This is a genomic window from Streptomyces sp. WZ.A104 (assembly GCF_002382885.1).
Taxonomy (GTDB): Bacteria; Actinomycetota; Actinomycetes; order Streptomycetales; family Streptomycetaceae; genus Streptomyces.
The window spans coordinates 184,237-202,190 of record NZ_NWVL01000002.1; the positions used below are offsets into that span (position 1 = coordinate 184,237).

General features: G+C 71.7%; 14 protein-coding genes, 2 tRNA genes and 1 pseudogene. 4 read left to right on the plus strand and 13 right to left on the minus strand.

What is annotated here, in order from left to right:
* The first annotated feature begins 76 nt into the window (after window positions 1–76).
* Window positions 77–322 (plus strand): hypothetical protein, encoded by a 246-nt coding sequence (locus tag CIB93_RS01940; protein ID WP_096623339.1) that lies wholly within the window; start codon window positions 77–79, stop codon window positions 320–322.
* A 78-nt stretch (window positions 323–400) separates the two neighbouring features.
* On the opposite strand, the gene CIB93_RS01945 is transcribed toward CIB93_RS01940, so the two are convergent.
* Window positions 401–1,294 (minus strand): YceI family protein, encoded by an 894-nt coding sequence (locus CIB93_RS01945; protein WP_096623341.1) that lies wholly within the window; start codon window positions 1,292–1,294, stop codon window positions 401–403.
* Between the two features lie 162 nt (window positions 1,295–1,456).
* The gene (locus CIB93_RS01950; RefSeq protein ID WP_257001965.1) at window positions 1,457–2,446 is read right to left on the minus strand and encodes an arylamine N-acetyltransferase; all 990 of its coding nucleotides are present in this window, start codon (window positions 2,444–2,446) and stop codon (window positions 1,457–1,459) included.
* A 104-nt stretch (window positions 2,447–2,550) separates the two neighbouring features.
* Here CIB93_RS01950 and CIB93_RS01955 point away from each other — a divergent pair, with 104 nt between their 5' ends.
* Window positions 2,551–3,012 (plus strand): pyridoxamine 5'-phosphate oxidase family protein, encoded by a 462-nt coding sequence (locus CIB93_RS01955; RefSeq protein WP_096623343.1) that lies wholly within the window; start codon window positions 2,551–2,553, stop codon window positions 3,010–3,012.
* Between the two features lie 175 nt (window positions 3,013–3,187).
* Here the strand turns inward: CIB93_RS01955 and CIB93_RS01960 are convergent.
* From CIB93_RS01960 to leuS, 5 genes and pseudogenes are all read right to left on the minus strand, one after another.
* Window positions 3,188–5,667 (minus strand): annotated as a pseudogene (locus CIB93_RS01960) (ComEC/Rec2 family competence protein).
* Window positions 5,668–5,858: 191 nt separating this feature from the next.
* The gene (locus CIB93_RS37610) at window positions 5,859–6,713 is read right to left on the minus strand and encodes a ComEA family DNA-binding protein (RefSeq protein ID WP_306454797.1); all 855 of its coding nucleotides are present in this window, start codon (window positions 6,711–6,713) and stop codon (window positions 5,859–5,861) included.
* Between the two features lie 531 nt (window positions 6,714–7,244).
* The gene (locus tag CIB93_RS01970; RefSeq protein WP_096623345.1) at window positions 7,245–8,090 is read right to left on the minus strand and encodes a DegV family protein; all 846 of its coding nucleotides are present in this window, start codon (window positions 8,088–8,090) and stop codon (window positions 7,245–7,247) included.
* 112 nt (window positions 8,091–8,202) lie between these two features.
* Complete coding sequence (locus tag CIB93_RS01975) at window positions 8,203–9,003, minus strand: hypothetical protein (RefSeq protein WP_096623347.1); 801 nt, start codon at window positions 9,001–9,003, stop codon at window positions 8,203–8,205.
* Between the two features lie 157 nt (window positions 9,004–9,160).
* Entirely contained in the window at window positions 9,161–12,034 is a 2,874-nt protein-coding gene (leuS, locus tag CIB93_RS01980) for a leucine--tRNA ligase (RefSeq protein ID WP_096623349.1), read from the minus strand.
* 531 nt (window positions 12,035–12,565) lie between these two features.
* Between leuS and CIB93_RS01985 the strand changes: the two genes are divergently transcribed.
* Both CIB93_RS01985 and CIB93_RS01990 read left to right on the plus strand, forming a co-directional pair.
* Window positions 12,566–14,161, plus strand: a complete 1,596-nt coding sequence (locus CIB93_RS01985; RefSeq protein WP_096623351.1) for a hypothetical protein — start codon at window positions 12,566–12,568, stop codon at window positions 14,159–14,161.
* Window positions 14,158–15,735 carry an NADH-quinone oxidoreductase subunit NuoF family protein gene (locus CIB93_RS01990; RefSeq protein WP_096623353.1) on the plus strand — a complete coding sequence of 526 codons (1,578 nt, stop codon included), beginning with the start codon at window positions 14,158–14,160 and terminating at the stop codon, window positions 15,733–15,735. The genes CIB93_RS01985 and CIB93_RS01990 overlap by 4 nt, the downstream gene beginning before the upstream one ends.
* 71 nt (window positions 15,736–15,806) lie before the next feature.
* Here the strand turns inward: CIB93_RS01990 and CIB93_RS01995 are convergent.
* From CIB93_RS01995 to rsfS, 6 genes are all read right to left on the minus strand, one after another.
* Window positions 15,807–15,879, minus strand: a tRNA-Ala gene (locus tag CIB93_RS01995).
* A 147-nt stretch (window positions 15,880–16,026) separates the two neighbouring features.
* Window positions 16,027–16,260, minus strand: a complete 234-nt coding sequence (locus CIB93_RS02000) for a hypothetical protein (protein WP_096623355.1) — start codon at window positions 16,258–16,260, stop codon at window positions 16,027–16,029.
* A gap of 3 nt (window positions 16,261–16,263) precedes the next feature.
* A complete protein-coding gene (locus CIB93_RS02005; RefSeq protein ID WP_096623357.1) occupies window positions 16,264–16,452 on the minus strand; it encodes a hypothetical protein in 189 nt (62 codons plus the stop codon).
* Between the two features lie 132 nt (window positions 16,453–16,584).
* A tRNA-Ala gene (locus tag CIB93_RS02010) sits at window positions 16,585–16,657 on the minus strand.
* A 143-nt stretch (window positions 16,658–16,800) separates the two neighbouring features.
* Window positions 16,801–17,454, minus strand: a complete 654-nt coding sequence (locus CIB93_RS02015; RefSeq protein ID WP_096623359.1) for a histidine phosphatase family protein — start codon at window positions 17,452–17,454, stop codon at window positions 16,801–16,803.
* Window positions 17,451–17,882: a ribosome silencing factor gene (rsfS, locus tag CIB93_RS02020; RefSeq protein ID WP_010062919.1), complete on the minus strand. Its 432-nt coding sequence runs from the start codon at window positions 17,880–17,882 to the stop codon at window positions 17,451–17,453. Before rsfS ends, CIB93_RS02015 begins: the two co-directional genes overlap by 4 nt.
* Between the last annotated feature and the right edge of the window lie 72 nt (window positions 17,883–17,954).

The following is a 17,954-nucleotide window of genomic DNA, read 5'->3' on the forward strand; positions in this document are numbered from 1 at the left end:
CAGCATCCCACGGCCCACTGACAGCCGGGGCGCCCCACCGCCCGTCGCCCGGGAGCCCGTGTCCGAGAATGGGCGGGTGAGCGATGTGAGACACGTACTGGTGCTGCCCGACCGCGACGCCGCGGAGGAGGTGGCCGGGGAGCTGGCCGACCGCTTCGGGGTCACCGAGGAGCCTCAGCTCGTACGGGACGCCCTGGCCGGTGAGGACGACGCCGAGGACGCCCAGTGGCTGGTGGTCGTGGAGGACGCGGCCGGGCGCCTGGACCCGGCCGCGCTGGACGCGTTCGTCGCGGAGTACGAGGGGTGGCTGGAGGCCCCGTAACCGGAGCCCCCGTAAGACCTCCCCGGGACTCCGCAGGGCCCGGCTCTCACACCCTGCCCGCACCCCGGCCCCGGCCCCTCACCCCCGGGGAACGGTCTGGATGTCCAGGTCGACGGCGATGCTGGAGCCCACCGCGGCGATCCCGCGCGCCAGCATCGTCTGCCAGGTGAGCGTGAAGTCCTCGCGGTGCAGTTCGGTGGTGGCCCGGCAGGCGGCACGCGGATCACCCTCCAGACCGTTGCCGAGACCGAGGTACCTCGTGTCCAGCGTCACCGTGCGGCTGACCCCGTGCAGGGTCAGCGCCCCGGTCACCCCCCAGCGGTTGCCGCCGCGGTGGACGAAGCGCTCGCTGTAGAACTCCAGCGTCGGGTAGCGGCCGACGTCGAGGAAGTCGCCGGAGCGCAGGTGGTCGTCGCGCATCTGCACATTGGTGTCGATCGACGCCGCGTCGATGATCACGTGCATGGCGGAGTCCTCCATGCGGTCGGCGATCCGGACCGCACCGGCGAAGGTGTTGAACCGGCCGTGGATGCGTGCCAGGCCGATGTGCCGGGCGGTGAAGCCGATCTGCGAGTGGTTCGGGTCGATGTCCCATTCGCCGGGAGCGGGCAGCTGCTGGGGTTGGGCCACTTGGAGGGTCACATCTCCCAGGGTGGCGTGCGCCCCTTGGTCGACCGTCGCCGCGCCGTGGAACGGGGTGAAGCCCTCGGCCGTGACCGCGAGCCGGTACTCGCCCGCCGGGACCGTGGCCAGCACGCTGCCGAAGGGGTCCGTCTCGCCGCCCACCACCTTGCGCCCCGCCCCGTCCGTGACGACGAACTCGGCCTGCTGGACAGGTTCGCTGACCGGGTCCAGCACCCGGCAACTGAGAACGCCCGCGGAACGGTGCACCCGGACTCCCGCGAGCGCCCCACCGCGCCCCGCGCCTGCCTGGCTCCTGCTTCCCTTGCTTCCCAGCCAACGGCCGAACATCTTCTCCGAACCCCCAGGGGCGCTTCGCACTTCAGGGCCCCTGACAGATGGACGTCGTTGTCGGAACAGCGGCCCGCCGACGAGCATGCATTCGATCACTGTTGCGGCGTTCGAGGCAAACGGAGTGCATCGTAAGGTCTTGTGCCGAGCTGTACGCAGGTGTTACCTAAGGTCCGAATTTCCGTCCCCCGGGAAGCGTCCCCGGACCTCGGGAACCCGGGAGAGCCGCAGCCCGAAGTGGTCCCGGTAGGCGGCCAGCACCTCCTCGTCCGTGGCCAGCTCCGTACGGTGCCGCTCGCCGCCGACCGTGGTGATCAGGGCCCGCCGGCTCAAGGTCACCCGCCCGGTATCCGTGCACCGCGAGCACACCAGGGAGCGGGTGAAGTGGGAGTCCGGCGAGGTGCGGTGGTACCAGGCCCCGCCCCGGAACTCCGTCAGCGTCCGCGGCCGCAGGTCCAGCCGGAACTGCCGCGAGCCGCCGCGCAGCAGATCCAGGTCCCCCTCCGGCGCCGCCCGGAACCGGAACACACCCCGGGGGTCCTCCTGTTCCGTCAAGTCCGCCAGCGCCAGCGGCCTCAGCGCGTGGTCGCCGAACCCGACGTCCGCCAGCCAGGGCCCCGTACCGTCCTCGGTCTCCACCCGCAGTGCCATGTGGTCGTACGGGATGCCCAGGCGGCCGCCGTCACCGAAGACGCGGGCCTGGAGCAGGCTCACCCGGAAGCCGAGCGCCCGCAGCAACGCGCCGAACGCGCCGTTCAGTTCGTAGCAGAAGCCGCCCCTCCCGCCGATCACCTTGTCCAGAAGGGCCTGTTCCTCCAGCACGATGTCCTCACCGAGGTGAATCGACAGGTTCTCGAAGGGCACGGACAGCAGGTGCCTGCGCTGGAGCTCGCGCAGCGCCTCGATGTCGGCCCGCGCCGGCCGGTCCGCGCCGATCCGGTCGAGATAGGCGCGGACCGTGCCGTCCGTGACACCGTCGGCCCCGGAGCGGCCGGGGCCCCTGGTCGACGCGAGCGAGGCTGCCGAGGCAGTCGAGGCATCGGAAGCGGCTGAGGTGGTCCACGCAGCTGAAGCGCCTGAGGTGGTCGACGCATCAGAGGCAGCTGAGGTGGTCGAGGCATCGGAGGTCGGGTGTGGCTGTGGCAAGGTCATGGCCCCAGTCTGGTCCGTCCAGAACTCGCGCGCTCGCCTGGTGCTCCGGTCCTAGGCCCCCCGCCCGAGGCGCCGCACGGTGATCGCTGTCTAGCGTGTCGGCCATGACCGACCACGATCCCGCACGCACCCGGGAACAGCGCAAACAGGACGTCTTCGACCACCTCCGGCAGGACGAGGACGCGTGGGTGGCTACGGCGTCCTCGGACGGCGTCCCCACGCTGGTGCCGTTGTCGTTCCTCTGGGACGACGCCACCGGCACGCTGGTGATGTCGACACGACGGACCAACCCGACCGCCGTCAACGTGACCCCCGGCGGCCCGGTCAGGGTGACCCTCGGCCCCACCCGCGACGTGGTGCTCATCGAAGGCGAGGCGGAGATCGTGGAGGGGGCGGACCTCCCCACAGCCGTGGGCGACGCCTTCGCCACGAAGCTCCGGTGGGACCCGCGCCGCCGCTCCCCCTGGGTGTTCCTGCGCATCACCCCCCAGACCGTGCGCGCCTGGCGCGAGGTGAACGAACTCACCGACCGCGACCTCATGCTCGCCGGGAAGTGGCTGGTCTGACCCGCACGGTCCGGCCCCGCAGGCGGCACGGGGGCACAACGCGCGAGCGGAGCGGCGGGCGGACGCCAGGCGAACGGCGGACGGCAGGCGGACGGCAGGCGGCAGGCGGCGGACGGCGGACGGCGGACGGCGGACGGCGGACGGCGGACGAACGGCGGGACAGACTCCGGCGGTGTCATGACCGGCCCACCGCCCGCAGCTCCTTCCCGGCGCCCGTCACCGCGATCGGGCCGTCGGTGTCGGTGCGCAGGACCCGGGCCCCGGCGCCCCTGAGCGCATCGACCGTACGGGGCGCGGGGTGGCCGTACGGGTTGTCCGCCCCGCAGGAGATGAGCGCCAGCCTCGGCCGTGCTCTGTGCAACAGCCCCGCGTCTTGGAACGCCGAACCGTGGTGGGCCACCTTGAGGACATCCACTCGGCCCGGTGCCGCCCGGCTGCGCAGCAATTCCCGCTGGGCCGGAGGCTCCAGGTCCCCCAGGAGCAACAGGGTCAGCCCTCCTGCCGCCCGTACGTGCAGGGTGACGCTGGAGTCGTTCGGTTCGCGCACGGCAACCGCCCCGGCCCCCTTCCGCCCCGCTCTCCCGGGTCCGTCGCGCGGCCACAGCACCCGCCAGTCGACCGGGCCCGCCCGGCGGTGCTCACCGGCCACGGCCCGCACCGTCTTGACCCGTGCCGCGGCCGCTGCCCGCCGCACGAACGCGGCCTGTTCGGGAGGTTCTTCAGGCTCGTCGTCTGGATCGCGCCCACCGTCCTGCCCCGGAGCACACCAGGCAGCCCACGCACATGGTCGGCGTGGAAGTGAGTGAGAACCACGAGCGGCACCCGGGTGACTCCGAGATCGCGCAAACACCGGTCGACCGCACGGGGATCGGGCCCGGCGTCGACGACCACTCCCGTGCCCTCCCCCGCCGCGAGCACCATCGCATCGCCCTGCCCGACATCGCAGAGCGCGAACGCCCAGTCCGGCGGCGGCCATCCGGTCATGATCCGGGTGAGAGGGACTGGTCGAAGCACCACCAGGACGAGGAGCAGCCCGACGGCCGCACACAGCCAGGGGCGACGGGCAAGCCGGGGTAGCACGAGCACTGTCAGGACCGTGAGACCGGCCAGCAGCGCCGCGCCCGTCCAGCCTCCGGGCCACTCCGCCTCGGCCCCGGGCAGGCCCGCCCCCGTACGGGCGACGGTGGCGATCCAGCCGACCGGCCAGCCCGCGACCTCGGCCAGCAACTCGGCCACCGGCATGGAAACCGGGGCGACCGCGAGGGCCGCGAACCCGAGCACCGTCGCGGGCGCCACCGCGAACTCCGCCAGCAGGTTGCACGGAACCGCCACCAGGCTGACCCGCGAGGCGAGGACCACCACCACCGGCGCGCACACGGCCTGCGCGGCCGCCGCGGCTGCCAGCACCTCGGCGAGTCGGCCCGGCACCCGCCGGGCCTGGAGTGCGGCACTCCACCGGGGCGCGAGCGTCAACAACGCGCCGGTCGCCAGGACCGACAGCAGGAACCCATAACTCCGGGCCAGCCACGGGTCGTACAACACCAGGAGGACAACCGCCGCCGCCAGAGCGGGGATCAGGGACCTCCGGCGCCCGGTCCCGATCGCGAGAAGGGTGATAAGGCCGCACGTGGCCGCGCGCAGCACGCTCGGCTCCGGGCGGCACACCACGATGAACATCAGCGTCAGCGCACCGCCGATCACTGCGGTCCCCCGCAAGGTGATGCCGAACCTGGGTGCCAGGCCACGCCGTTCGCTGCTCAGCGCCGCCCCCGGCGGACCGATGAGGAGGAAGAGGAGAATCGAGAGATTCGCCCCGGAAACGGAGAGCAGGTGCGTCAGGTCGGTCGCCTTGAAGGCGTCGTGCAGCTCGGGCGAGACCCTGGAGGTGTCACCGACGACCAGCCCCGGCAGCAACGCCCGCGCGTCCGCGTCGAGACCGTCCGTCGCCTCCCGCAGTCCGGCGCGCAGCTCCCCCGCAGCGCGCTGGATCCATGTCGGCGGCCCCGTGATCCGCGGCACGCCCGCACCGTCCACCCTCAGGACGGCGGCGAGGCGTTCACCCTCGTGCAACGGTGGCGAGAGCCGACCGCTGACCCGGAGCCGGGTGGACGGCAACACCTGCTGCCAGTCCTCCCGGTGGTCGCCGACCGGAACCATGAGCAGCACCGGCGTACGTACCCGGGAGCCCCGGCCGTCGGGCGCCACCATCTCAATGACATCGGCGTCGATCAGGAGAAGGGCCGGGGCGCTGTGGTTGCCCCGCACAGCCGGACGGGCCGGGCGCGGATCGGCGGTCACCCGCACCTCGGCCTCGACCCGCGCGTCCTCCTGCGCCAGCCCCGGAACGGGACCGCGCCGCACATCGGCCCCATGGAACCCCGCCACGGCCGCACCCGCCGCCGCGCAGAGCAGAACGGCCCCGGCAGCGGCAGCGGCCCCGGGCCCGACGCCCCTCCTCTCCCGAGAAGGTGCCCGAAAGGCGACTACCAGCAGAACGAGCGCCGGTACGGCACAGGCGACGACCACCACGGCCGCCCAGCGCCCCGGCAGCCTCAGGGCCCACGCCGCGGCCGCCCAGGTCGCCAGGGCGGGCGGGACGAGCCGCAGGTCCACGGGCCCCTCCGCCCGAGAAGCCCTCTCCCCCGGCACCCCCACGGCACCGCCACTCGCGCCCGCACCAGCAGCCGTGTCCGCACCACTCTCCGTACGGGAACCCTCATCGCGATCCGTACCCAGACCCGGACTCGAACCCGGGCCCGGACCCGGACTCGGACTCGAACCCGGGCCCGGAACCGGAACCGGAACCGGACTCCAACCAAGGGGCCTCTGCCGGGCCCACAGGCCACTCATGGCCGTACTAGCGGTTGGATGTCGGCGAATCGGCGGTCGCCGATTCCTGTGACTTGGCGAAGCTCGTCGACGGACCGGAATCCACCGTTCTCCGTGCGGTAGTCGATCATGCGCTGGGCCAGCACAGGCCCGACCCCCGGCAGGGTTTCAAGCTGATCCGCGGTCGCCGTGTTCAGGCTCAGCGGTGCTGCGGGGCCGGGCAGCCCCGGCGCACCCGCCGCCCCGGGCGATCCGCCTCCGCCGCCGGTCGCGCCGGGGGCGGTGAGGCCGGGCGGAAGACCGACGACGACCTGCTCACCGTCGGCCAGGACCCGCGCCCGGTTGAGCCCGGTGACATCGGTGCCGTCCCTCACACCACCGGCCGCACGGAGCGCGTCCGCCACCCGCGAGCCCGCCGGGAGCCGACGAACGCCCGGCCGGTGCACCTTGCCGCTCACATCGACCACGACCTCCCCGCCCGCGGCCGGGCCCTGCGCTTCCCCGGCAACCGGGCGGGGCACCGGGTCGGGGCCGCCGGACCGTAACGGCTCCTGCGGCAGCGCGAGGTCCGTCGCGTCCCCCTCCGCGGCGACCGGCTCCGGCGCACGCACCGCCTGGGGCCGCGCGGACCAGAAGTGGAACGCGCCAAGAGCCACGGCGGCGAGCAGCACGAGGCCCAGCACCAGCGGCGTCCGCGGGGCCAGAGCACACCGGATCCGCACCCACACCAGCAGCCGCTCCCGGACCGCCGACACAAGACGACGGGCACGCGACGGCTCGCCGGACACCTCCGGGACATTCGCGCCGTCGTCGCGCCCCGCATCCCGCTCGGGAGCGGCGACAGGGACGGAGGCGGGGACGGAGGCGGGCACGACGGGGACGGAAGCAGGCCCGGGGTCCACTCCGCCGTCAGCCCCGGGGACGCCCTCCATCAGCGCATCCGCCCGCCGTCGACCCGCCGCAGCGGCAAGGGCGGCATGCCCCCGCGCGGAGTGGCGCCCACCCCTGCGGGCGCGCGGGCGGGCAGCGTGTCGAGACCCGGGCCGGATGCCCGCCCGACCGCTCGGGCGAGTGCCAGAACCGGGCCGCGGCCACCCGAGCGGCCTCCCCGGCACAGGATCAGGATCAGGATCAGGCAGAAGATCGTTCAGCTGAGCTGACGAATGGATGGACGACTGGACGGAAAAGGCATCGGGAGCGGACACCCGAGGAGTTCGAAGGGCCATGCCTCACGACGTTAGGCACATCCGTCCGAACCCGCTGAACAGACCCGATTCCTGTGGAAAGACCGCCAGTTGTGGATAACTCGACCACTCCTCGGGGTGAAAAACAGCCCCGCCCCAGAAAATGACGGAACCACGATCACGGAACCAAATCACAGAGCCACGAGCCACGAACCTCGATCACCGCACCGAGATCACCGCACCCAGCAGCCCCGGCCCCGTGTGCGCACCGATCACCGCGCCGACCTCGCTGACGTGCAGGTCGACCAGACCGGGGACACGTTCGCGCAGCCGCTCGGCCAGGCGGTCGGCGCGGTCCGGAGCAGCGAGGTGGTGGACGGCGATGTCCACCGCCGCTTCGCCCGCACGCTCGGCCACGATCTCCTCCAGGCGGGCAATCGCCTTGGACGCCGTCCTTACCTTCTCCAGCAGCTCGATCCGGCCTCCGTCGAGCTCCAGGATCGGCTTCACCGCCAGGGCGGACCCCAGCAGGGCCTGGGCCGTGCCGATACGGCCGCCCCGACGCAGATAGTCCAGCGTGTCGACATAGAAGTAGGCGGACGTCCCAGCCGCCCGCTTCTCCGCGGCCGCCGCCACCTCGTCCAGGCCGCCCCCCGCCTCCGCCGCCTCCGCCGCCGCGAGGGCGCAGAATCCGAGGGCCATGGCCACCATGCCGGTGTCCACCACCCGTACCGGGATGGGGGCGTCCTTCGCCGCGAGCAGCGCCGCGTCGTACGTGCCCGAGAACTCCGCCGAAAGGTGCAGCGACACCACGGCGTCGGCCCCGCCGACGGCCGCCGCCCGATAGGCCGCCGCGAAGACCTCGGGGCTCGGGCGGGACGTGGTCACGGAGTGGCGTTTCTGCAGCGCCAGGGCGAGTGAACGGGCCGAGATCTCCGTGCCCTCCTCCAGCGCCTGATCGCCCAGGACGACGGTCAGCGGCACCGCGGTGATGCCGTGCCGTTCCATCGTCGGGCGCGGCAGATAGGCCGTGGAATCGGTGACGACAGCGACATGGCGGGACATGTGGCGGAGGTTACCTGGCGTACCGGGAGTGCGGCAGCCCGGCCCCGGGCCTCTGATCATTCATGGTCACTTCGGAACGTATGCGGTCGGAGCGCTTCCCGGATCGCGTGCGTCAGTTCGTCGTTTCCGGCCGGGCGGACTTCTCCCACGGGTAGCTCGTGCGCTTCCGCGGGTCCGGTGCGGTGATCGCCTGCGGGGCCTCTTCGCCGGCCTGACCGGACCAGGCCTCGTCGGCCGTGCTGCTGCTTCCGGCCGAGGCGGCCGGTTCGGGCCAGTCCGTTCCGGGGCCGTGGCCGGGGGCCGTGGACGTTCCGGGGCCGTGGCCCGGGGTCGCGGACGCCCCGGCACCCGGTGCACGAGACGGCTCCTCGACGGTCCAGTGCCGCAGCGCACCGGCCTCGACGTCGATCTGTGCGTTCAGCGCGTCCAGGTCGTCGTCGGCGAACTGCCGCGCCCGGTCCCGCGCCGCCCAGCGCAGCGACTCCGCCGAGTGCGTGATCCGCTGGGTCCGCTCCTTCAGCTGGGGCAGCAGGGCCGCGACCGTCGACCGGTCCGGCTCGCGCTCCAGCCGCTTCAGCTCGTCGTCCAGCTCAAGACCGTGCGCGCTCAGCCGCCGGAAGAGCGCCACCGACTCCGAGAGCGAGGCGTCCTCCGCCACACCGGCGTGCAGGGCGTCCTGGGTGGCGCGCATCGACGTCCGCAGGGCGAGCCGGAGCTGTGCGAGCTCGCCGACGACACCGGGCTGGCCGAAGCTCTTGGCCCGGAGCGTGGTGTCCTCCACGGTGCGGCGGGCCTGCGTGATCGTGCGGTCCACGCCCCGTTTGGCCGCGCCGACGACCTTCACGGTCACGTAGACGCCCAGCGCGATGAACGCGACGAAGAGCAGCGCCAGGATCGTGATCGCGGCTTCCATGAATGCCCTCGGTTTCTCGATGCGGCCCGCCGATACCGGTCGCCCCCTCCACCGTAAACGGAACGGGCAGGCCGAGGGTTCCTTCGGAACCCCCAACCTGCCCGTAGGGGATGGCCCTAACCATCCGCAAAGGCCATCACGCCACCCACAAGAACCGTCACGCGGGGACGATGTTCACCAGCTTCGGGGCACGCACGATCACCTTGCGGATGCCCGCCCCGCCCAGCGCCGCCACGACCGCATCGTCAGCCAGGGCCAGCGCCTCCAGCTCCTCGTCCGTGATGGACGGGGAGATCTCCAGACGGGCCCGGACCTTGCCCTTGATCTGGACGACGCAGGTGACCGTCTCGTCCACGACGTACGCCGGGTCCGCCACGGGGAAGTCCTGGTGGACGACCGATTCGGTGTGGCCCAGTCGGCGCCACAGCTCCTCGGCCACATGCGGGGCCAGCGGGGCGATCAGCAGGACCAGCCGCTCGGCGACCGAGCGCGACAGCGGGCCACCGGCCTTCGTCAGGTGGTTGTTCAGTTCGGTGATCTTGGCGATGGCGGTGTTGAACCGCATTCCCGCCAGGTCCTGGCCGACCCCGTCGATGGCCTTGTGCAGGGCCCGCAGAGTGTCCTCGCCGGGCTCCGTGTCGACGACGGTGACCTCGCCGGTCTCCTCGTCGACCACATTGCGCCACAGCCGCTGCAACAGCCGGTACTGGCCGACGACGGCCCGCGTGTCCCAGGGACGCGACACGTCCAGGGGGCCCATCGCCATCTCGTACAGGCGCAGGGTGTCCGCACCGTACTCGGCGCAGATCTCGTCCGGCGTGACCGCGTTCTTCAGGGACTTGCCCATCTTGCCCAGGACGCGGCTGACCTTCTCGCCCTCGTAGTAGAAGCCGCCGTCGCGCTCCTCCACCTCGGCGGCCGGGACGGCGATGCCCCGGCTGTCGCGGTAGACGAAGGCCTGGATCATGCCCTGGTTGTACAGCTTGTGGAACGGCTCGGCCGACGAGATGTGGCCCAGGTCGTGCAGCACCTTGGACCAGAAGCGCGCGTACAGCAGGTGCAGCACGGCGTGCTCGGCGCCGCCGACGTACAGGTCGACACCGCCGGTGGGCTGGCCCTCGCGCGGGCCCATCCAGTACTGCTCGATCTCCGGGTCGACCAGCTGCCGGTCGTTGTTCGGGTCCAGGTAGCGCAGCTCGTACCAGCAGGAACCGGCCCAGTTGGGCATGGTGTTGGTCTCGCGGCGGTACTTCCGCGGACCGGCCCCGTCGCCCAGGTCCAGCGTGACGTTGACCCAGTCGGCGTTGCGTGACAGCGGGGTCTCGGGCTGCGCGCTTGCGTCCTCCGGGTCGAAGGTGCGCGGCGAGTAGTCCTCGACCTCCGGCAGCTCCAGCGGCAGCATCGACTCGGGCAGCGGGTGGGCGATGCCGTCCTCGTCGTAGACGATCGGGAAGGGCTCGCCCCAGTAGCGCTGGCGGCTGAACAGCCAGTCGCGCAGCCGGAAGTTGACGGTGCCCTCGCCGACACCGTGCTCCTTCAGCCACTCGGTGATCGTCGCCTTGGCCTCGACGACGCCCAGGCCGTCCAGCGAGATCTCGTCGTTCGCGGAGTTGACCAGCTTCGCGTCGTACGAACTGAAGGCGTCGTCCCACGTGGAGGGGTCGGTTCCGCGGTCGTCGGACGGCTGGACGACACAGCGCATCGGCAGCTCGAAGGCGCGCGCGAAGGCGAAGTCGCGCGCGTCGTGCGCCGGTACGGCCATGATCGCGCCGGTGCCGTAGCCCATCAGGACGTAGTCCGCGATGAAGACGGGGACCTTCTCACCGCTGACCGGGTTGGTGGCGTACGCGCCGGTGAAGACACCGGTCTTGTCCTTGGCCTCGGCCTGCCGCTCGACGTCGGACTTGGCGGCGGCCTGCTTGCGGTACGCGGTGACGGCCTCGGCCGGGCTCGCGTGTCCGCCGGTCCATACCGGGTGGGTGCCCTCGGGCCAGGCGGCCGGAATGATCCGCTCGACCATGTCGTGCTCGGGGGCCAGCACCATGTACGTGGCGCCGAACAGGGTGTCCTGACGGGTGGTGAAGACGGTGATGCCGCCCGCGGTGTCGACCGGGAACTCGACCCGGGCACCCTCGGAGCGCCCGATCCAGTTGCGCTGCTGCAATTTGATGGCCTCGGGCCAGTCCAGCCCGTCCAGGTCGTTCAGCAGCCGGTCGGCGTAGGCGGTGATGCGCATGTTCCACTGGCGCAGCTTGGCCTTGAAGACGGGGAAGTTGCCGCGCTCGGAGCGACCGTCGGCGGTGACCTCCTCGTTGGCCAGCACGGTGCCCAGACCGGGCGACCAGTTGACGGGCGCGTCGGAGGCGTACGCCAGACGGTACTGGCCCAGCAGGTCCGCGCGCTCGGCGGCGGTCAGCTCGCTCCACTCACGACCGTCGGGGGTCGCGCGGGTGCCGTTCTCGAACTGCTCGACCAGTTCGGCGATCGGGCGGGCCCGGTCGGCCTCGGTGTCGTACCAGGAATTGAAGATCTGCAGGAAGATCCACTGCGTCCACTTGTAGTACTCGGACTCGATCGTCGCGAAGGAGCGGCGGTTGTCGTGTCCCAGTCCCAGACGGCGCAGCTGGACCTTCATGTTCTCCATGTTGGCCTCGGTGGAGACCCGGGGGTGCGTGCCCGTCTGGACCGCGTACTGCTCGGCGGGCAGGCCGAAGGCGTCGAAGCCCAGGGTGTGCAGCACGTTGTGGCCGGTCATCCGCTGGTGGCGGGCGTAGACATCGGTGGCGATGTAGCCCAGGGGGTGCCCGACGTGCAGCCCGGCACCCGAGGGGTACGGGAACATGTCCATGATGAACTTCTTCGGCCTGGCGGCCAGCTCCGGGTCGCCCGCCAGGTCACCGGTGGGGTTCGGCGCCTCGTACGTCCCCTCGGCGTCCCAGAAGTCCTGCCAGCGTGCCTCGATGTCGGCGGCCATCGCCGCCGTGTAGCGGTGCGGCGCAGCCGTCTCGGCAGCGGAATTCGTCTCGCTCATGATCCTCAAAGCTCCATCGATCGTCATCTGCCGGGAAACGAAAAATCCCCTCGCACAGGAGGGGACGCCGCGCTGACTCCGACCAGGCGTTCTCACCGGTCGGAACTGTTCAGCGCGGCTCGCTAAGCAGAAGGCGTACGGCACGCATGGCGTCAGGGTACCGCACGGGCCCGGAAGGGAGCGGGGAGCGACCGGAGAGCGGACACGGCGCGCGAGAGCCGGGACCCCACCCTCCCTCCGTCGCCCTCCGTAGTCGGCGCGTGATGTTTCCGTGGGTGCGCGGTGTGCGTTCCGCGGACTTCCCGTGGGTATTCCACTGAGTCCTGAGGCGACTCACGGGACGGAGGGAACTCCCGGGAAGCGGAGGTTACTCGGCGTACCCACTTCTATCGGGGCAACCACGCAAAGCCCGTACTGGTTGGTATGGGGCGTCCTAGCATGCGGCAACGGGACCGCTTTGCCGAACTATTCGGAGTCGCCCCCATGAACCCTCATCGCAAGATCCGCGTATCCCCCACCATGAGCCCCGGAATGAGTCGGCCGGTACAGGGCGGCCTCACTGTCGCCGCCCTGGTCTTCGTCCCCCTACTCGCCGTCGCAGGGAGCGACGGCTTGCGCACCACCCTCGATTTCACCACCGGCGTCCTGTCGCTGGTGTCGCTCAGCGCGGCCGTCGCCTGGGGCCTGCTGGCCACGGACCGGCTGTTTCTGTCCACCCGCCAGCGGATCGTCTGCCAGGGCATCCACCGGGCCACCGCCGTGGCCTCGCTCGGCTTTCTGCTGCTGCACGGCACCGTGAAGGTCGCCCTCGGGCATGTCGACCTGATCGGTGCCCTCATACCCTTCGGCCTCGGCGTCACCGGCACGGCGGGGCTGATCGGCTTCGGCTCGCTGGCCGGTCTGCTGATGGTCGTCACGGCCGCGACCGGCGCCCTGCGCAGCGCGTTCGCCCAGCCCTCCCCCACGGCCACCCGGCTCGGCCAGTCGCTCGGGTCCCCCCGGGAGGCGGGCGGGATCGCGGGCCGGTGGCGCGCCCTGCACGGGCTGTCCTATCCGGCCTGGTGCGCCGCGCTGGTCCACGGCCTGTACGCGGGCCGCGCGCCCGCGACCTGGGTGGTCGTGATGTACGGCCTGTGCCTGGCCGGTGTCGCGGGCGTGCTGTGCCTGCGGCTGCTGCCCCGCCCGACGAAGCGGCGGATCGCCGACCGGATCGCGGAGCTGCTGGGCCAGGGCCCGCCGCCCGCCCCGGACCCGGTCCTGCGCGAGTCCCCGTCCTCCGGTGCGGAGCCCTGGTCCGACCCGGTCGGCTGGAGCGAGCCGGGCGGGGACGTACGGGGCACGCCCGTGCGCCCGCGCACCCTGTCGGCGCCGATACCCCCGGCGGAGTCCCCGCCGTCGGCGATCCCCGGCTCGCTGCACGAGTCACCGACGGAGACGCTGTACGGCAGCCGGGCCCCCCTGTACGAGCCCCCGCCCCGCAGCGCCGACCGCATCACCTTCGACCCTCCCGGGGACACGCCGGTTCAGGGATGGCGGAAGGGGCCCGGTCCGGGGATAGCGGCCGGATATCGCGCTGTCTCGCTCGGCGGTGGCCCCTCACTCCCGTCGGAGAGCCGCTGGCCCTCGCCGTCCCCCGCGCCTCCCGCACAGGCGCACCCCACATCCCCCGCGCCGGCGCACCCCAGCCCGTCCAACGCGGCCGAGCACACCTACGCGCCGCCCCAGGAACCACCTCTGTACGCATCCCGGTTCGACACGACGCCTACTTACGGCACTCCGGAATACGACACCGGCGCGCCGACTCCGTACCCCCCGCCCTCCGCCCCGCTGCCGTCCGAAGGCGCCCACGGACCGGCGCCCACCGGCGGCATACAGGCTGACGCGACGTCTTCTTACGCAGCACCTCCTTACGGCACGCCTTCTTATGGCACGCCTTCTTATGGCACGCCGTCCCATTCCTACGGCACGCCGGAGTACGACAGCGGCCCCCCGACACCGGACAGCACCACCACGACCACTCCCTTCGCCTCCCCCTTGATCGCCCCCGGCGCCGAGCCGCCTGCCGAGCCGTTCGCCGCTCCCCCGGCAGGCGAACCCTGGCACGCACCCGCAGGAGACCGACCGTGAACGTCCCCCTCCCCGATGTTCCCGAGGTCCGCGTCGTCGGCCTGCCGCAGCTGACCACCGGCTTCGACCTCGTGGAACGGCTCGACCTCGCCATGCACCTGAAGGTCCACGGGCCACTCGAACCGATGACGGGCGAGCGGCTGGCCGAACTGGCCGAGGCGATATCCCTACGCGGAAGGGGAGGTGCCGGTTTCCCCTTCGGCAGGAAGCTGCGGGCGGTGGCGAAGGCGTCCATCCGCCGCGGTGTGCGGCCCGTCGTCGTGATCAACGGCAGTGAGGGCGAACCCGCCTGCCGCAAGGACACCGTGCTCCTCAACCGCGCCCCCCACCTCATCCTGGACGGCGCCCTGCTGGCCGCGGAGGCACTCGGCGCACGCACCCTGGTTGTCGCCGTCACCCGTAACTCCACAGAGGTGTCCGTGCGGGCGGCTCTCGCCGAGCGCGGCCTCTCCGACCGGCGCGGCCTGCCGCTGCGCGCCCGGGTGGTCCGCACCCCGGAACGCATGGTCTCCGGCGAGGCATCCTCGGTGATCCGGGCGGCGAACGGCGGGCCCGCCCTGCCGCCGGGCCGGCGCGAGCGGGCGGCGGAGACCGGGGTGGGCGGCGCCCCTACCCTGCTGTCGAACGCGGAGACGTACGCACAGCTCGCCGTCGCCGCCCGGATCGGCCCGCGCCGCTACGGGCACACCGGCCTGCCGAACGAACCGGGCACCGTCCTGCTCACCGTCTCCGGAGCGGTGGCGCGGCCGATGGTCATCGAGGTGCCGACCGGGGTGCCGCTGCGGTACATCCTGCAACTGGCCGACGCTCCCCCGCTGCCGCAGGGCGTTCTGACGGGCGGCTATCACGGCAACTGGATCGACGCGGTCTCCTCGCACAACGCCGTAGTCTCCCGCGAGTCCCTGGCCACCGTGGGCGGCGCGCTCGGGGCCGGCGCCATCCTGCCGATCGGGCCGGACACCTGCCCGCTCGGCGAGTCCCTCCGGATCGCCAACTGGCTGGCCGCCGAGACCGCCGGGCAGTGCGGCCCGTGCAAGCTGGGGCTCCCCGCCGCCGCGGGCGGCCTCTCCGACCTGCTGAACGGGGGCGGGCCCGCGGCCCTGGAGGCCCTGCGCGAGGTCACCCAGGCCGTGAAGGGCCGGGGGGCGTGCAAACACCCGGACGGTTCGGCGCGGTTCCTGCTCTCCACCTTGTCGGCGTTCACGGACGACCTCGCCGCACACGTCCTGGACGGCGGCTGCGGGCGGGAGACGGCCGGGGTGCTGCCGCTGCCCGGACCTGGCTACCAGGATCTGGAGGAGTCGATTCCGAGCGGTGAGAAGCTGGCCGTGGACTGGACGCTCTGCCAGGGCCACGGCCTGTGCGCGGACATCGTCCCCGAGCTCATCAGGCTGGGCCCCGACGGCTATCCGGCGCTGGCGGACGCCGCCGTACCGATGCATCTGCGCGGGCGGGCCCAGCGGGCCGTACGGCGCTGCCCCGCCCTGGCGCTCAGGATCGAGCAGCCGCCCGCCGAGACGCGCCCCGCCCTCCCGGCCGCCAACCGGCGGGCGCTGGGCAGCGGGCGCGGCTGATCAGGCAGCCTGACAGAAGGTCGGAACAAAAGTAGCGGGCCACCCGATCCGGGTGGCCCGCTACTTCACTGTGGAGCTAAGGAGAATTGAACTCCTGACCTCCTGCATGCCATGCAGGCGCTCTACCAACTGAGCTATAGCCCCTTGTTGTTTGCCGCCCGGTTTCCCTTGGCGACATCGAGAACATTACACGGTCCCCCCGGTGCTTCACCAAATCGCTTCCGGTCCGTACCGAGATGCCCGATTCATCCCGGGTGAGTGATGGGCCGACCACAGGTCAGACGGTCGCGATCAGGCAGTCGCGAACGAGTAGAAGCGCTTGAGGGTGCAGTGCTCCTCCAGGAGCCTCCCGTAGATCGGCTCCCCCTCCAGCTCCCGGTACGTCTCGATGGGGTCGCCTTTTATGATCAGCGCCCGCGCGCATTCCTCGCACCAGTACTGGTACTCCGCGTTGACCGGGTCCATGTCCCTGACAATGGGCGTACCGCTGTCGCACCAGTCGCACTTACGCCTGTGTGCACCCATCAGTCAGCTCCAGCTGTGGCCGCAGGCCGTGCACACGTAGGAGACCCCTCCGTTGTCACCCAGAACCTGGGCGACATGGGACGAACCGCAGGACGGACAGCCGAGCCGGGATCGATCTTCGGACGTTGGAGAGCCGGAGCGCAGGGCGGCGACAAGCGGCAGGTCGGGGACGTGTTCGCGAGTCGCAGGCATCGCGCTCCCTCCCGATCGGTCCGTCGCCCCCTCCGGCGTTCCGATTCTGCCATGACCCCGCAAGAGGGTCAGCCCGCCGTGCGTCCTCCACGCAGAAGATCCCGCCCCCTGGCGGGGACGGGATCCTGATTGTGGAGCTAAGGAGAATTGAACTCCTGACCTCCTGCATGCCATGCAGGCGCTCTACCAACTGAGCTATAGCCCCGCTGTTCGCTGTGTTTCCCTGCGTTTCCGCGCTGCGAACAAGAAGAACTTTAGCCTGTGACCTGCCGGAAAGTGAAATCCGGCCCGGTGCCGCCCGTGGACGGCCGGGAACGGCGCCCGGTCCGGCCCGATCCGAACGCGGCCCTAGTCGTCGTCGCCGAGCACCGGCTCGGGCAGCGTTCCCGCGTTGTGCTCCAGCAGCCGCCAGCCACGCGCTCCCTCACCGAGAACGGACCAGCAGCAGTTGGACAGCCCGCCGAGCCCTTCCCAGTGATGCGACTCCAGACCCAGCAGGCGGCCGATCGTCGTCCTGATCGTGCCGCCGTGGCTGACCACGACCAGCGTGCCGTTGGCGGGGAGCTTCTCGGCGTGCTCCAGGACGACCGGAGCGGCCCGGTCGGCGACCTCGGTCTCCAGCTCGCCGCCGCCCCGGCGCACGGGCTCGCCGCGCTTCCAAGCGGCGTACTGCTCCCCGTAGCGCTCGACGATCTCGTGGTGCGTCAGCCCCTGCCAGGCGCCTGCGTACGTCTCGCGAAGAGCCGCGTCATGAGCGACGGTCAGGCCGCTGACTGCGGCCAGCTCGGCGGCCGTGGCCGCCGCCCGCCGGAGGTCGGAGGCCACGATGGCGTCCGGCTTCAGCGAGGCGAGCAGCCGGGCGGCCCGGCGGGCCTGCCCGAGGCCGGCCTCGGTGAGCTCGATGTCCGTGGAGCCCTGGAAACGACGCTCCAGATTCCATGCCGTCTGGCCGTGCCGCCAGAGGACGATCCTGCGGCCCCTGCCGCTGCTGCTGCCGTTCAGCTCTGGTCACCTTCCGTGCCGCCGTTGAGCTGCGCGTGCTCCTCGGCCTTGCCGCGGGTCTTGATCGCGTCCTCGGGGAGGGCGATCTCCGGGCAGTCCTTCCACAGGCGCTCCAGCGCGTAGAAAACGCGCTCCTCGCTGTGCTGGACGTGGATGACGATGTCGACGTAGTCGAGGAGGATCCAGCGGGCGTCGCGGTCGCCCTCGCGGCGCACCGGCTTGGCGCCGAGCTCCTTCTGGAGCCGCTCCTCGATCTCGTCGACGATCGACTTGACCTGGCGGTCGTTGGGGGCCGAGGCCAGCAGGAAGGCGTCGGTGATCGACAGCACATCGCTGACGTCGTAGGCGATGATGTCGTGCGCGAGCCGGTCGGCGGCCGCCTGAGCGGCGGCGTTGATGAGCTCGATGGAGCGGTCCGTGGCGGTCACATGCAGGCTTTCGTCGGCGGTCGGATGCAACCTCTAGGGTCTCACGGACCACCGACAGAGCTTTACTGCGTT